We start from the raw sequence: 12,834 nt of genomic DNA, 5'->3' as shown, positions 1-12,834 counted from the left end.
TGTGATCAGCTTGCGAAACGGGTGAAGGGGGAATCAGGCGCCGATATAGGCCTTGCGGATGGCGTCGTTGTTGAGCAGGGTGTCGCGGTCGCCTTCCATCACGATGCGGCCGCTTTCAATCACATAAGCGCGGTGTGCGATCTTCAGCGCCGCGAATGCGTTTTGTTCGGCCAGCAACACCGTGGTGCCGGCGCGGTTGATCTTCTGGATCACCTCGAACACCTGCTTGACCACCAGCGGCGCCAGGCCCAGCGAAGGTTCGTCCAGCAGCAGGGCTTTGGGCCGCCCCATCAACGCCCGGCCGATGGCCACCATTTGCTGCTGGCCGCCGCTGAGGGAGCCGGCGGCATCTTCCTTTTTTTGATCGAGGATGGGAAACAAGGCCAGAACCTCTTCCAGCCGGCTCTGGTTGCCGGCCTTGTCGCCGCGGTGCACATACGCGCCCAGCATCAGGTTCTTGAGCACCGACATCTGCGGGAAAAGCTTGCGGCCTTCGGGGCATTGCACCACGCCGTGTTCGACGATGTGTGAGGGTTTCATGCCGGCGAGTTCGCGGCCGCCATACTTGATGCTGCCACCGGCCGCCTTGTGCAGGCCGCTGATGGTCAGGAAGATCGAACTTTTTCCGGCGCCATTGGCGCCCAGCAGCACCACCAGCTCGCCATCTTTGGCGTGCAGGGTTACACCATCGAGCGCACGAAAGCTGCCGTAGTTGAGCGAGACATTGTCAAGCGTCAGCATGTTCACTCCCCAGGTAGGCATCGATCACGGCGGGGTTGGCGCGAATTTCGGCTGGTGTGCCTTCGGCAATTTTTTCACCGTAGTTGAGCACCAGAATTTTGTCGGCCAGCCGCATGATCATGTCCATCTTGTGTTCGATCAGGCACACCGTCAGCCCGCTCTTGACCATCTTGCGGATCAGGTCGGCCAGGCCCGTGGTTTCTTCCGGATTCACGCCGCCGGCAGGTTCGTCCAGCAGCAGCAGCACCGGGTCGGTCGACAGCGCCAGCGCAAAGGCCACGCGTTTTCGCTCCTCCTGCGAAATGTCGCCGGCCAGCCGGTTGCCGATGTGCGAAAGCCCGACAAAATCGAGCGCGGCAGCGGCCTTCTCGCGGCAGATCCGTTCTTCCTGTTTGAGCCGCGCCGAGTTGACCAGCACATCCAGCAGGCCGGACCGTGTGCGCAAGCGGTGACCCACGATCAGGTTGTCGAGCACGGTCGCCATGTCAAACAAGGTGGTGCTCTGGAAGGTGCGCGCAATGCCCAGTTGCGCCACCTGGTCGGTGCGCAGATGCGTGATGTCACGGCCCTGGAAGGTGATGCTGCCGGCGCTGGGCTGCTGCATGCCGCTGATCAGGTTGAAGAAGGTGGTTTTGCCAGCGCCGTTGGGGCCGATGATGGCGTTGATCTTGCCGGCCTCGATGGTGGTGCTGACATCGTTGACCGCGGCCAGGCCGCCGAAATGTTTGCTGAGGTGGGAGATATCAAGCATCAAGACCTCCTGGCGCAACCGTGGGCTTCGCACCGGATCGGGCGGGTGTCGCGTGTGCAGTCGCGGCCGGCGTCGCCACAGGCGTCATCGCGGCGCGGCGTGCACGCCAGCCCAGGTAGGTACCCACGATGCCGTGTGGCACAAAAATGACCAGCAGCACCAGAATCGGGCCGAAGACCAGGTAACGCAACTCCTGCAGGAACTGCAAATACTGCGTGAGCCACGGCATCGCAATCGCGCCCAGCAGCGGCCCGAGCAAGGTGCCCAGCCCGCCTATCAGCATGTACATGGTCATGTTGAAAGTGTGTTCCACCGAGGCCAGGTCCGGCCCCAGGAAACGCACAAAACCCGCGTACAGGCCGCCCGCAAAACCGGCATACGCCACCGACAGCATGAAGGCCAGCAGCTTGTTGCGCATCAGGTGAATGCCCAGCGATTCGGCCAGTTCGTCCCCGTTGCGAATCGCCATGAAAGTGCGGCCCAGCAAGGAGTTGACGATGCGGTGCATGACCCACATGCCGATCACCAGGAAGAAAAACACCAGGTAATACAGCGAACGCGGCGAGTCGAAGGTCAGCGAGCCGATGGCGGTCGGCACCGGGATGCCCATGATGCCGACCGTGCCGTGGGTCAGGCTTTCCCACTTTTCGATCAGCAGAAACATGATGTAGCCGACACACAGGGTGAAGATGGAAAAGAAGTGGCCCTTGAGGCGCAAGGACACCAGGCCCACAAAAAACCCCAGCGCTGCCGCCACCACGCCGGACAAGGCGAAGGCGATCCAGAACGGCACCTGGTAGTCCACTGTCAGGATGCCGACGGTGTAGGCGCCAACGGCCATGAAGCCGCTGTGCCCCAGGTTGAACTGGCCGGTGTAACCCGTGATGAGGTTGAGCCCGACGGTGGCGATGGCAAAGATATAAGCCGTTGACATCACCGTCAGGTGGTAATCGTTGCCCACCACAAACGGAAACAGCAAGCCCGCGATAAACAACAAACTCCAGCCGGTTTTGCCTTGAAGGTATTTCATGATCAGCGCCCCGCCTGGGTAAAGAGCCCTTGCGGGCGCACCGACAAAATCACCACCAGCAGCACAAAAGCGATGATGTCCTTGTAGTCGGTCGAAATATAAAAGGCGCCAAAACTCTCGGCAAACCCGATGATCAGTCCGCCGACGATGGCGCCCGGCACACTGCCCATGCCGCCCAGAATGATGATCACGAAAGCCTTGGTGATGACGATGCCACCCATCGCCGGATAGACGAGGTTGATGGGCGCGTACAGCGTGGCGGCAATCGCGGCCAGTGCACCTGAAATCCCAAAGGTCAACATCGCCACCTTGTTCGCGTCAATGCCCACCAGTGACGCACCATCGCGGTTTTGCGCCATCGCGATGATGGTGGAACCGACCACGGTTTTTTTCAGAAACAACTGCAGCACCAGCATCAGGCTGAACGCGCCCGCGATGATCAGCAACCGCTGCGCCGGCGCCACCACGCCGCCCAGGTCGATGATGCTGGTGTATGGCGTCTGCATGCGGCGAAAGTCCGCGCCCCACAAGGCTTGCGCCGCCGCTTCGAGAAACAGCAACATGCCGATGGCTGCCACCATGGGGTGCAGGCCCGAGGCATGGCGCAAGGGGTGAAACACCAGCCGCTCCGACAGCACGGAAATGGCGGCCACACACAGCGCCGATCCGCCCATCGCCAGCCAGTAGTTCCAGCCGAAAGCCGTCATCAGATGGAAGGACACAAAGGCCCCGGCCATGTAAAAGGCCCCGTGTGCGAAGTTGGGCACATGCAGGATGCCGTAGACGAGGGTCAGGCCCAGCGCGACGAGGCTGTAGATACCGCCTAAGGTCAGGCCATTGAGTACTTGCTGGAGAAAAACGTCCATGGATCGTCCTTCAGCCCGTACACGGCAGGTGCCGGTGGGTCATTCGCATGCTGGGTTCCTTGAGGATGCCGACGGTTGCTGGTGAAAGCAAAAACGTACACGAAAGGCCGGACGACGTTGCTCGATGGCACTCGCATCTGGCGGTACGGGCCATTCTGCGGACGGGGTGAGGGGGAGTCAACCGGCGGCATCCCGCTGTGGGGGCTTTCACGGGAAAACACCAAGGCTTTCCAAGCCCTCCGTGTCGCACACGTTACTCGACGGCGGAACAAGGATGGTCGGCGCAGCAACGATGCAGGGCTTTCGGCATGAACGGTCTGAGCGCCAAGAATGAGCGCAGGCAAACGCTACACAATGAATAGCGATCCGCGACCGTCTCTATTGCGCTGGCGCCTGAAAAAACGTAAACCCGCCGGAACCCCAGTCTTGCGCGCCAGGACCCACCGGGTTTCACAAATGGCAGTAGCTCGGGTAAATTTCGAACATCGCGCGGGACACCCAAACAGCCCCCGCCACACACGCCGACCGGAAGAACAACATGACTCTCCCACCCTGGATGCCTGTCGCCGCCGCCGAGATCGGGGTCCGCAGCTTTGCGCCCGGCCAGAGCAACCCGCGCATCACCGCGTACCACGCACACACCAACATCCGCGGCTACGACGACAAGGCGTCCTGGTGCTCGTCCTTTGTCAACTGGTCGCTGATACAGGTGGGCGTGACTGGCACCGGCTCGGCGCTGGCCCGTTCCTGGCTCGACTGGGGCGAGCCGCTTGAGCAACCGGTCACCGGCTGCATCGTGGTGTTATCCCGCGAAGACCCCGGCAGTTGGAAAGGCCATGTCGGTTTTTTCCTTCGCATCGCAGATGATCAGGTGGTCCTGCTGGGTGGCAACCAACTGGAGCAGGTGCGGGAACATGGTTATCCGCTGGCGTCCGTGTTGGGTTATCGCTGGCCGGTGGACGCTGCGCGCGCTTGATGCGTCATGTGCGGGCTATCGACAGGCTGGCGCCCACTGTGACCGCCAACAAACGCTACAAAATAGGTAGCTCCTTGCGCCCGTGCTTATTGGGCTAGAGGCCTAAAACGCTCACACCAATCCGCTCTTTGGGGTTTCCACTCCGTCAGACTGTTGCTGCGACAGAGACGCACCGGGATCATGCAGGTATTGACTCCGGCATGAATGGATAACGTATTTCTGTACAAACCAAGTACCAAGCCCGTTACGGAGGGTTTCCGCGTCCAGGTTGACGCGCTGTCATCGACAGGTGCCACAAGTTTTGCGGTCTAAATTACATTAGCCACAAACACAATGAATTCAATACGCGTTTGCCGGACAAAACCAGCGATCAATACGGAAGCCACTGCGGGACGTCGGGCAGAACGACGTTAACAGCCATGCGCATTGAACAAGCCACGCCCGAAGACTGCCGCGCAATTGCCGAGGTTCATGTCTTGTCGTGGCAACACGCGTACAAGGACATCCTGCCCGCCGAGTACCTCGACGCGCTTTCGATCACGTCGCGCGAAGCCATGTGGCGCGAATCCTTCTTCAGCGGGCAACCGCAGTTGCTGGTGGCCAAGGACAACGGAACAGTGGTTGGGTTTGTCGCCTTCGGTCCATCTCGCGACGAAGGAGCGCAACCGCTCTGCGCAGAGGTCTGGGCGATCTACCTGACCCCGTCCATCTGGTCGCAGGGAGCCGGCCGCCTGCTCTGGCTCACCGCATGGGAGCGCCTGCTCGCGCAGGGTTTCAAAATAGTCAGCCTGTGGGTTATCGTCGGCAACGAGCGCGCCATCAGATTTTACTCAGCCGCGGGCTTCAAGCCCGCAACCCATTCGACCAAAGCGTTCACGCTCGGAGGGGTGTCGCTGCAAGAGATCCGGTATGACTTCAACGGTAACGGTTAACCCGTCCATCGAGTGGCGTTCAACGTTGGACAACGTGGCCCGGCGTTAGCTAGACCACTGCTGCCGGAACTTCAGGCCTTGATATCACCCCGCCCCGTGGCACTTCTTGTATTTCTTGCCGCTGCCGCAAGGACACAAATCATTGCGGCCTGGTGTGGCTTCCTTGCGAATGGTTTCGACTTTCGGCCCCATGGTTTTCCACAACTCGCGCAGGTCGTACACCGCCCAGATCGCGTCGCCAAAGGCGTTGAGTCGGGCGATGCTGGTGCTGGGCGCGCCTTCCTCGCTCAGCGGTGACACTTCGGGTTTGGCGGTGTCGTCTTCGGTCATGGCGACCACGGATTGCAGGGCGTCGTCCAGCCACTGGGCGGCGTCCTTGTCGCGCGGGGCGGCCCATTCTTCGGGCCAGCTTTCCACGGCAAACATAAAACCCAGGGCCCAGACCTGGGCAAAAGCTGGCAGGTCTTCGCCCTTGAAGGCGGTTTGTTCTTCGGGCGGCATGTCGGCGACAGCTCCGCGAATGTCCATCACCTCGGGGTGGTAACACAGGTCATCTTCCAGCGTGTCCACCTTGGCGTCGAGCGCCGTGGCGACTTCGGCCCAGCGCTGGTTCCAGAGTTCCATGAAACGCGCTTGCTGGTCCGGGCTGGCAAACGAACCGCTTTCCGCGTCAGGCATCTCGCCCTCTGCCGGGAGCGCCAGCAGCACGGACAGGTACTCGTCGTCGGCGATGGGGCGGCGTGAACAGATCACGGCGGCCATGAAACCTTCACAAAACTCCCACTGCGGTGTTTCGTCATACCGGCTGCGCAGATCGTCGAGGATGGCGTCGAGTTCGTCAAAGGCTTCCATTTCCATCCAGGTTGTTTCGGGCGTGTCGGAAGCTGGGGTGGGGGAAGAAGAATCGGGGGGTGTTGAAGTCGTCATGGGAAAACAGTCTTGAGCCCCGGGCGGGGCTCTTATGATCGAAAGTGTATCTGCCGCGCCGCGGGCCGTCTTGCCCGCTCCCCACCTGATGGAAATCCCGCCATGCTCCAGCGACTTGATGCCCTGTTTCCGGTTCGTTACACCTTTCTGGGCTTGTGCCTGTTTGGCCTGTTGCTGGCGCTGTTCAGCCTGATTGCTTTTGGCGTGGGCTGGCTGGCCCTGGGGCTTTGCGCGCTGCTGCTGGGCCTGGGCATCCACGACCTGCGGCAGACCAAAAGCTCCATTTTGCGCAACTACCCGGTGATCGGTCATCTGCGTTTCCTGCTGGAGTTCATACGCCCGGAGATGCGCCAGTATTTTATTGAAAGCGACGCGGAAGCCGCGCCTTTTTCGCGTGCGCAACGCTCGCTGGTCTACCAGCGCGCCAAGGGCGAGATGGACAACCGGCCGTTTGGCACCCAGCTCGACGTCAGCACCCAGGGTTATGAGTGGATCAACCATTCGGTGCAACCCACACACATTGCCTCGCACGACTTTCGCGTCACCATCGGCCCCGACACGGCCCAGCCCTACAACGCGAGCATCTTCAACATCTCGGCCATGAGTTTTGGCGCCTTGTCGGCCAACGCCATCCTGGCGCTCAACAGCGGCGCCCAGCGCGGCGGTTTTGCGCATGACACCGGCGAAGGCTCGATCTCGCAGCACCACCGCGTGCACGGCGGGGACCTGATCTGGGAAATCGGCTCGGGTTATTTTGGCTGCCGCAACGACGACGGCAGCTTCAACGCGGAACGGTTTGCGGCCAGCGCTTGCGACCCGCAGGTCAAGCTGATTGAACTCAAGCTGAGCCAGGGCGCCAAGCCCGGGCATGGCGGCATCTTGCCGGGCGCCAAGGTCACGATTGAAATTTCTGCCGCACGCGGTGTGCCGGTGGGCAGGGACTGCGTGTCGCCGTCCTCACACAGCGCTTTTTCAACGCCTGTGGAGATGATGCATTTCATCGCCCGCCTGCGCGAGTTGTCGGGCGGTAAACCGACCGGTTTCAAGTTTTGCCTGGGCCACCCCTGGGAGTGGTTTGCCATGGTCAAGGCCATGCTGGAGACCGGCATCACGCCGAACTTCATCGTGGTCGATGGCGCCGAGGGCGGCACCGGCGCCGCGCCGCTGGAATTCACCGACCACGTGGGTGTGCCGGTGCAGGAAGGCCTGCTGCTGGTGCACAACACGCTGCTGGGTGTGGGCCTGCGCGAGCGCATCAGCATAGGCTGCGCCGGCAAGGTGATCAGCGCTTTCGACATCACCCGCATGCTGGCGCTGGGCGCCGACTGGTGCAACTCGGGCCGGGCCTTCATGTTTGCGCTGGGCTGCATCCAGGCCCAGACCTGCCACACCGGCAACTGCCCGACCGGCGTGACCACGCAAGACCCGGTGCGCCAGCAGGCCCTGGTGGTGCCGGACAAGGCCGAACGGGTCTGGCGTTTTCACCAGAGCACGCTGAAGGCGCTCAAGGAGTTGCTGGAAGCGGCGGGGCTGAAGCACAGCAACGACGTCACCGCGCACCACATCGTGCGCCGCATCAACGACACCGAGGTGCGGCTGCTCAGCAACCTCGTCATGCAGGTCGCGCCGGGCGCCTTGCTGGGCTCGCTGGAAGATCAACACAATGTGTTTCGCCTGTACTGGCCGCTGGCCAGCGCGCACAGCTTCCAGCCCAGCAGCGCGCCCGTGCTGCAACCCAGCAGCCCCGAAACGCTATCAACTTCATAGCTGCTTGCGCCCGTCACACCAGAGCTAGAGGCATATTTTTTTAGCTTCTCAATAACTCAAGGCAAGACAACCCCGGTGGCGGGGCTGCCCAGACTGGGTAGACTCGCAGCTGCTGAGTCCATAAGCCGTTGTGCAGGCCTATTTGCATAGACCAAGGATCCGCTCCTGCTGCGGGCACTCCTTCGCCGGTTGTGATTTCACACGTGTTCCCAGCTTCGATTCTCTGGCGATACAGGAGCGGATCTCACGCGCCGTCGGGGCATAGTAGAACCATCCGCGACCGAGATCCGGCAGCGCCAGCTCAACCTCACGCCATTTCGGGTGTCCTTTTTCTTGCAGCACCGGGAAGTTCTGGCACAGCGAACGCGCCATGCTCCGCAGGTGGCTCTCGGTGTCCTTCAGCTGGAAATCGTAGGTAACGAGGAAGGCCTTGACTGCCAGCCCCGGGAGATCCGCCGTGAGCAGGTTGGGATAATTGCTGGCACGCACACTGGCTTGAAAGTAGGTCTTGAGAACTGCTTCGCTCGATGCATGGTTGGGGTCGAACTTGAGCAGTTTGATCAGTTTGCGCGACTCGGGCTTCATGTCAACCAGCAGTTTGGCGGGTTGACCGGCGACGACGGCGACCACGTCAATGGTCTTGTCGGTGACCAGCTTGGACAGCGCTTCCTCGTTGGAAAGAAAGCTCGCCTTGGCGTCCGGCATGGGTTCGCCAAACATCAAGCGGTAGAGCGTTGCCGAAGTAAGCGCCGTGCCGCTTCCTGACTCGCCCGCATTGATCTTTGCATTCTTGATCTCGTGGATATAGTTGCGCTCCGAGTCAGCCCGCACGATAAAGTAGATTTCCTCGTTATAGAGCGGCATGATCACCCGCAGCGGCTGGATCAAGGCACGGGCCGCTGCGTTTCCGCCCGCTGCGGTGTCGAGGAAGGCCTGATAGACGTCCGACTGCACCAGGGCCAGTTTGACGCCCGGCTCGTAACGCAACAGCCGAACGTTCTCTGCCGATCCGGCCGAAGGCAAGGCGTCGAGCTTGATGTCCGCCGAGGGAGCAACAAACTGGGCGAGATCGCGCCCGATCTTGATATAGGTTCCCCGCTCGGAAGCGGTGACGATTTTGTATTCCACCGCAGCGACCGCCGCCGAGGCGTGGCAGAGCATCCCAGCCATCAGCAGCGTGCTCAATATGAAGTTTTTCATGCTAATGCTTCTCCTGTGGTGTATCCGGATTGCAGAGTCCAAGCGTTGCGACTGCTGGTGGACATTTTTCAACTATTGACAGGTCCTGGCGGGTCTTCACTTCGGCATCAGTCGCCGGCAATGGGCGCACAGTGAGTGCGGCGTCAGCACCGGGTGGCGCACGCGATGGCGCTTTTTTAAGTTCATCCGCACCGGTCGCGAGTTTTGCCCCGGCTGACGGCGTGGACCCACCGAGCTTAGGCGCGCCGGACACGTCAGTGACTGCCTGCTGTTCGCCCTGCTTCTGCGCGAGTTGCACAAGCTGCCCATCATATAAATTGACGGACACAACAGCTGTTGTCAACGCGAGCAATAACGCCAGGATTGCAATGAGCTTCCTGCGTCGCGACTTGGTCGCGGCCGTAACCATTTCGGATGAAAGCGCTTCATCCACCGGTTGCGGTTCAGGGGGCGTGTAAGTCAGATCATGATTCGGGTGCGCAGCCTCCGGACCCGCGACTCCGGCATCGTTCAGTGTTGAATAAGTAAGCTCCTTGCCAAGGACCGCTGGCGCGGGCAGGGAGTCGGGTTCCGGTGCCGCAGGCAGAGTGAATTCGGCGCCACATTTGTAGCAGTTCCTCGCGGCTCGGTTGTCAATCGCTCCGCACCGGTCGCATGGTTGCAGGTTCAACTGCCCGCCACAATCATTGCAGAAAATTGCACCGGCTGGATTGAGGTGCTTGCAGAAAAGGCACCGGAGAGGAGTTATCGGCGACATCTCGAGTTGTGACCTTCATGTAGTCAGCGAAGTTGCGTCCAAACATAGAGAATCAGGGTCGGTCATCCGAGCGCGGGAAGATCAAAGCCAGTGGTTATCTTATAACGGATAGTGGTGGACCGGTGAGCGCTTCGGTGGTAGCTCGGCAGGCTCGGGCTGCGTTTGGCCCGCATTGGCATGGCCCGGCTGCTGACTTGCCTTGAGTTATTGAGAAGTTACACATTTTTCTTATAAACCGCGCCAGCTAGGCTAGAGACGGCTCAGTGGTTGTCGCGCGGCACGGCTGAGCCGCTTTTGCCGACCAGGAAGTCGAAGTCAACCCCTTCGTGCGCCTGCAACACATGGTCCACGTAGAGCTTGACGTAACCGCGCTCGGAATGAATCGCGGGTGCCGTCCACGCAGCCCGGCGCGCCTGCAGCTCGGCCGCGTCCACATGCAGGTGCAGGTTGCGGCCCGGCACATCCAGCGTGATCAGGTCGCCATTGCGCACCAGCGCCAGCGGCCCACCGATGGCCGCTTCGGGCGAGGTGTGCAACACCACGGTGCCGTAAGCCGTGCCCGACATACGCGCGTCCGACAGGCGGATGATGTCGGTCACACCCCTGCGCAGCAGCTTGGGCGGCAAGGGCATGTTGCCCACTTCCGCCATGCCCGGGTAACCCTTGGGCCCGCAGTACTTGAGCACCATGATGCAGTTCTCGTCAATGTCCAGGTCCTCGTCATTGATGCGCCCGTGCAGGTCTTCAATCGACTCGAAGACCACGGCGCGACCGGTATGTGTCAGCAAATGCGGCGAGGCGGCCGACGGTTTGATGATGGCGCCGTCGGGCGCCAGATTGCCGCGCAAAACCGCAATACCCGCGTCTTCCTTGAACGGGCTGTCAAAGGCATGCACCACCTCGGGCCGCCAGCACGGTGCTTTGGCGATGTTTTCGCCCAGGCTGCGACCGTTAACGGTCAGGGCGGACAGGTCCAGCAAACCTTGCTGACCGAGCTGATCCAGGATGGCCGGCAGGCCACCGGCCTCGAAAAAATCTTCCATCAGGAACCGCCCTGAAGGCATGAGGTCCAGCAGGCAATGCACGTTGCGGCCCAGGCGGTCCCAGTCGTCCAGGTTCAGGTCCACACCGATGCGGCGCGCCAGCGCAATCAGGTGCACCACCGCATTGGTCGAGCCGCCAATCGCGGCATTGGTGCGTATGGCGTTTTCAAACGCGGGCCGCGTCAGGATTTGCGACCTCTGCACATCGTCGTGCACCAGTTGCACAATGCGCCGGCCGGCTTCGCGCGCCAGCACGTGGCGGCGCGCATCGACCGCCGGAATGGCGGCGTTGCCGGGCAAGCCCATGCCCAGGGCTTCCACCATGCAGGCCATGGTTGAGGCCGTGCCCATGGTCATGCAGTGCCCATGCGATCGATGCATGGCGGTTTCGGCCTCGTGAAACTGGTTGAGTGTGATGCTGCCGGCGCGCAACTGCTCACTCATGGAAATGGTGTTGGTGCCGGAACCCACCGCCTTGCCTTCGTAATAACCGCGCAACATGGGGCCGCCCGACACCCCGATGGTGGGCAAATCGACACTGGCCGCACCCATCAGCAAGGAAGGTGTGGTTTTGTCGCAGCCCATCAGCAACACCACGCCGTCCAGCGGATTCGCACGCACGGCTTCCTCGACATCCATGGAGGCCAGGTTGCGGTACAACATGGCGGTCGGCCGCATCATGGTTTCGCCCAGCGACAAGACTGGGAATTCCAGCGGGAAACCGCCGGCGTCCAGCACGCCGCGGCGCACATGTTCGGCCAGCTCGCGGAAATGCGAGTTGCAAGGTGTCAACTCCGACCAGGTGTTGCAGATGCCAATGACCGGACGGCCATCAAACTGGTCCTGCGGAATGCCGCTGTTTTTCAGCCACGAGCGGTAATAAAAACCCATCTTGTCCTGGCGGTCGAACCAGGCGCGGCTGCGTAATTTTTTGCGTTCTGTCATGTGAGTGTTCTTTCCTGGCTGGGCTTCTGACGGTTGATGTGTTCGAGCTGCAGCCAGAGGCCGCTGTGGTCGGTCTCGCCGACCCGTGCGACCAGATCGGTGAACAGCTGGCGCACCTGGCTGGCCACGGGCGCGTCAAAACCCTGCTGCGCCGCTACTTCCATGGCGTTGTCCAGATCCTTGAGCTGCATGGTGGCACGGGCGCGTGGTGTGAAGTCGCGCTCCACCATGCGTTGGCCGTGCAGGTCCAGCACCCGGCTTTCGGCGAAGCCGCCACGAATCGCTTCGCGCACCTTGGCTGGATCGGCGCCGCCGCTGGCAGCCAGTTGCAAGGCCTCACACACGCCCGCGATATTGATGGCCACGATCAGTTGGTTCGCCAGCTTGGCGAGCTGGCCCGCGCCGCTGGGGCCCACATGCGTGGCGCGGCCCATGGCCGCGAACAAGGGACCCGCCTGCTGAAAAGCCGAAACCTCGCCGCCCACCATGATGGCCAGCGTGCCGGCTTCGGCCGCGCTGACACCGCCCGAGACCGGCGCGTCCAGATGGTGCAATCCCGCAGCGGCCAGTTGCTCAGCGTGCCCACGTGCTTGCGCCGGCTTGATGGAACTCATGTCGATCACCAGGGTGCCGGCTTGCATGGCCTGGGCGGCGCCGCTGTCAAACAAGACCTCGCGCACGATGTCGCCGTTCTCCAGCATCAGCACCACGATGTCGGCGTCTTTCACTGCGGCTGCCGGCGTCAGGGCCAGCACGGCCCCGTCGGCCAGCAACGCCTGCGCCTTGGCCACACTGCGGTTCCAGACCGTGACCGCAAAACCGGCTGCCAGCACGCAGCGCGCCTGGCGCGCACCCATCAGGCCAGTTCCTAAAAAACTGATTTTTGTCATGGCAAACAC

The 12,834-nt window shown here is 61.6% G+C and carries 12 protein-coding genes and 1 pseudogene; 3 read left to right on the top strand and 10 right to left on the bottom strand.

Annotated features, from left to right (window positions below; genetic code table 11):
* Positions 1 to 33: 33 nt before the first annotated feature.
* Genes R6254_RS02940 through R6254_RS02925 form a run of 4 tightly spaced genes read right to left on the bottom strand, consistent with a single transcriptional unit; the run spans position 34 to position 3,388 of the window.
* Positions 34 to 741 carry an ABC transporter ATP-binding protein gene (locus R6254_RS02940; RefSeq protein WP_318404269.1) on the bottom strand — a complete coding sequence of 236 codons (708 nt, stop codon included), beginning with the start codon at positions 739 to 741 and terminating at the stop codon, positions 34 to 36.
* Positions 728 to 1,492, bottom strand: coding sequence for an ABC transporter ATP-binding protein (locus R6254_RS02935; RefSeq protein WP_318404267.1), 765 nt, complete (start codon positions 1,490 to 1,492; stop codon positions 728 to 730). The genes R6254_RS02940 and R6254_RS02935 overlap by 14 nt, the downstream gene beginning before the upstream one ends.
* Positions 1,485 to 2,522: a branched-chain amino acid ABC transporter permease gene (locus R6254_RS02930; RefSeq protein ID WP_318404266.1), complete on the bottom strand. Its 1,038-nt coding sequence runs from the start codon at positions 2,520 to 2,522 to the stop codon at positions 1,485 to 1,487. Before R6254_RS02930 ends, R6254_RS02935 begins: the two co-directional genes overlap by 8 nt.
* A gap of 2 nt (positions 2,523 to 2,524) precedes the next feature.
* The gene (locus R6254_RS02925; RefSeq protein WP_318404264.1) at positions 2,525 to 3,388 is read right to left on the bottom strand and encodes a branched-chain amino acid ABC transporter permease; all 864 of its coding nucleotides are present in this window, start codon (positions 3,386 to 3,388) and stop codon (positions 2,525 to 2,527) included.
* Positions 3,389 to 3,926: 538 nt separating this feature from the next.
* Here R6254_RS02925 and R6254_RS02920 point away from each other — a divergent pair.
* Both R6254_RS02920 and R6254_RS02915 read left to right on the top strand, forming a co-directional pair.
* Positions 3,927 to 4,364: a TIGR02594 family protein gene (locus R6254_RS02920; protein WP_318404263.1), complete on the top strand. Its 438-nt coding sequence runs from the start codon at positions 3,927 to 3,929 to the stop codon at positions 4,362 to 4,364.
* A gap of 419 nt (positions 4,365 to 4,783) precedes the next feature.
* Positions 4,784 to 5,296, top strand: a complete 513-nt coding sequence (locus tag R6254_RS02915; RefSeq protein WP_318404262.1) for a GNAT family N-acetyltransferase — start codon at positions 4,784 to 4,786, stop codon at positions 5,294 to 5,296.
* 84 nt (positions 5,297 to 5,380) lie between these two features.
* Here R6254_RS02915 and R6254_RS02910 read toward each other — a convergent pair whose 3' ends face one another.
* Positions 5,381 to 6,223, bottom strand: a complete 843-nt coding sequence (locus R6254_RS02910; RefSeq protein ID WP_412103091.1) for a UPF0149 family protein — start codon at positions 6,221 to 6,223, stop codon at positions 5,381 to 5,383.
* Between the two features lie 102 nt (positions 6,224 to 6,325).
* On the opposite strand from R6254_RS02910, the gene R6254_RS02905 reads away from it, so the two are divergent.
* On the top strand, positions 6,326 to 7,990 hold the full coding sequence (locus R6254_RS02905) for an FMN-binding glutamate synthase family protein (RefSeq protein WP_318404261.1): 1,665 nt from the start codon (positions 6,326 to 6,328) through the stop codon (positions 7,988 to 7,990).
* A 138-nt stretch (positions 7,991 to 8,128) separates the two neighbouring features.
* Here R6254_RS02905 and R6254_RS02900 read toward each other — a convergent pair whose 3' ends face one another.
* The 5 genes and pseudogenes from R6254_RS02900 to R6254_RS02885 form a co-directional block, all read right to left on the bottom strand.
* Positions 8,129 to 9,190, bottom strand: a complete 1,062-nt coding sequence (locus R6254_RS02900; protein ID WP_318404260.1) for a TAXI family TRAP transporter solute-binding subunit — start codon at positions 9,188 to 9,190, stop codon at positions 8,129 to 8,131.
* 1 nt (position 9,191) lies between these two features.
* The gene (locus R6254_RS02895) at positions 9,192 to 9,623 is read right to left on the bottom strand and encodes a hypothetical protein (protein ID WP_318404258.1); all 432 of its coding nucleotides are present in this window, start codon (positions 9,621 to 9,623) and stop codon (positions 9,192 to 9,194) included.
* 177 nt (positions 9,624 to 9,800) lie between these two features.
* Positions 9,801 to 9,947 (bottom strand): annotated as a pseudogene (locus R6254_RS21935) (double zinc ribbon domain-containing protein); the annotation flags it as partial.
* 260 nt (positions 9,948 to 10,207) lie between these two features.
* The gene (locus R6254_RS02890; protein WP_318404256.1) at positions 10,208 to 11,935 is read right to left on the bottom strand and encodes an IlvD/Edd family dehydratase; all 1,728 of its coding nucleotides are present in this window, start codon (positions 11,933 to 11,935) and stop codon (positions 10,208 to 10,210) included.
* Positions 11,932 to 12,825: an NAD(P)-dependent oxidoreductase gene (locus tag R6254_RS02885; RefSeq protein WP_318404255.1), complete on the bottom strand. Its 894-nt coding sequence runs from the start codon at positions 12,823 to 12,825 to the stop codon at positions 11,932 to 11,934. The genes R6254_RS02890 and R6254_RS02885 overlap by 4 nt, the downstream gene beginning before the upstream one ends.
* Between the last annotated feature and the right edge of the window lie 9 nt (positions 12,826 to 12,834).

Origin of the sequence: Polaromonas potterensis, assembly GCF_033446725.1 — a bacterium.
Classification (GTDB): Bacteria; Pseudomonadota; Gammaproteobacteria; order Burkholderiales; family Burkholderiaceae_C; genus Polaromonas.
Note: the sequence above shows the minus strand (reverse complement) of the source record. Positions and strands in the feature narration are given on the sequence as shown.

Excerpts from the sequence above, each read along its gene's own strand:
- R6254_RS02910 (WP_412103091.1), bottom strand. The coding sequence starts at position 6,223 with ATGACGACTTCAACACCCCCCGATTCTTCTTCCCCCACCCCAGCTTCC.
- R6254_RS02940 (WP_318404269.1), bottom strand. The coding sequence starts at position 741 with ATGCTGACGCTTGACAATGTCTCGCTCAACTACGGCAGCTTTCGTGCG.
- R6254_RS02930 (WP_318404266.1), bottom strand. The coding sequence starts at position 2,522 with ATGAAATACCTTCAAGGCAAAACCGGCTGGAGTTTGTTGTTTATCGCG.
- R6254_RS02890 (WP_318404256.1), bottom strand. The coding sequence starts at position 11,935 with ATGACAGAACGCAAAAAATTACGCAGCCGCGCCTGGTTCGACCGCCAG.
- R6254_RS02905 (WP_318404261.1), top strand. The coding sequence starts at position 6,326 with ATGCTCCAGCGACTTGATGCCCTGTTTCCGGTTCGTTACACCTTTCTG.
- R6254_RS02925 (WP_318404264.1), bottom strand. The coding sequence starts at position 3,388 with ATGGACGTTTTTCTCCAGCAAGTACTCAATGGCCTGACCTTAGGCGGT.
- R6254_RS02900 (WP_318404260.1), bottom strand. The coding sequence starts at position 9,190 with ATGAAAAACTTCATATTGAGCACGCTGCTGATGGCTGGGATGCTCTGC.
- R6254_RS02915 (WP_318404262.1), top strand. The coding sequence starts at position 4,784 with ATGCGCATTGAACAAGCCACGCCCGAAGACTGCCGCGCAATTGCCGAG.
- R6254_RS02885 (WP_318404255.1), bottom strand. The coding sequence starts at position 12,825 with ATGACAAAAATCAGTTTTTTAGGAACTGGCCTGATGGGTGCGCGCCAG.
- R6254_RS02920 (WP_318404263.1), top strand. The coding sequence starts at position 3,927 with ATGACTCTCCCACCCTGGATGCCTGTCGCCGCCGCCGAGATCGGGGTC.
- R6254_RS02935 (WP_318404267.1), bottom strand. The coding sequence starts at position 1,492 with ATGCTTGATATCTCCCACCTCAGCAAACATTTCGGCGGCCTGGCCGCG.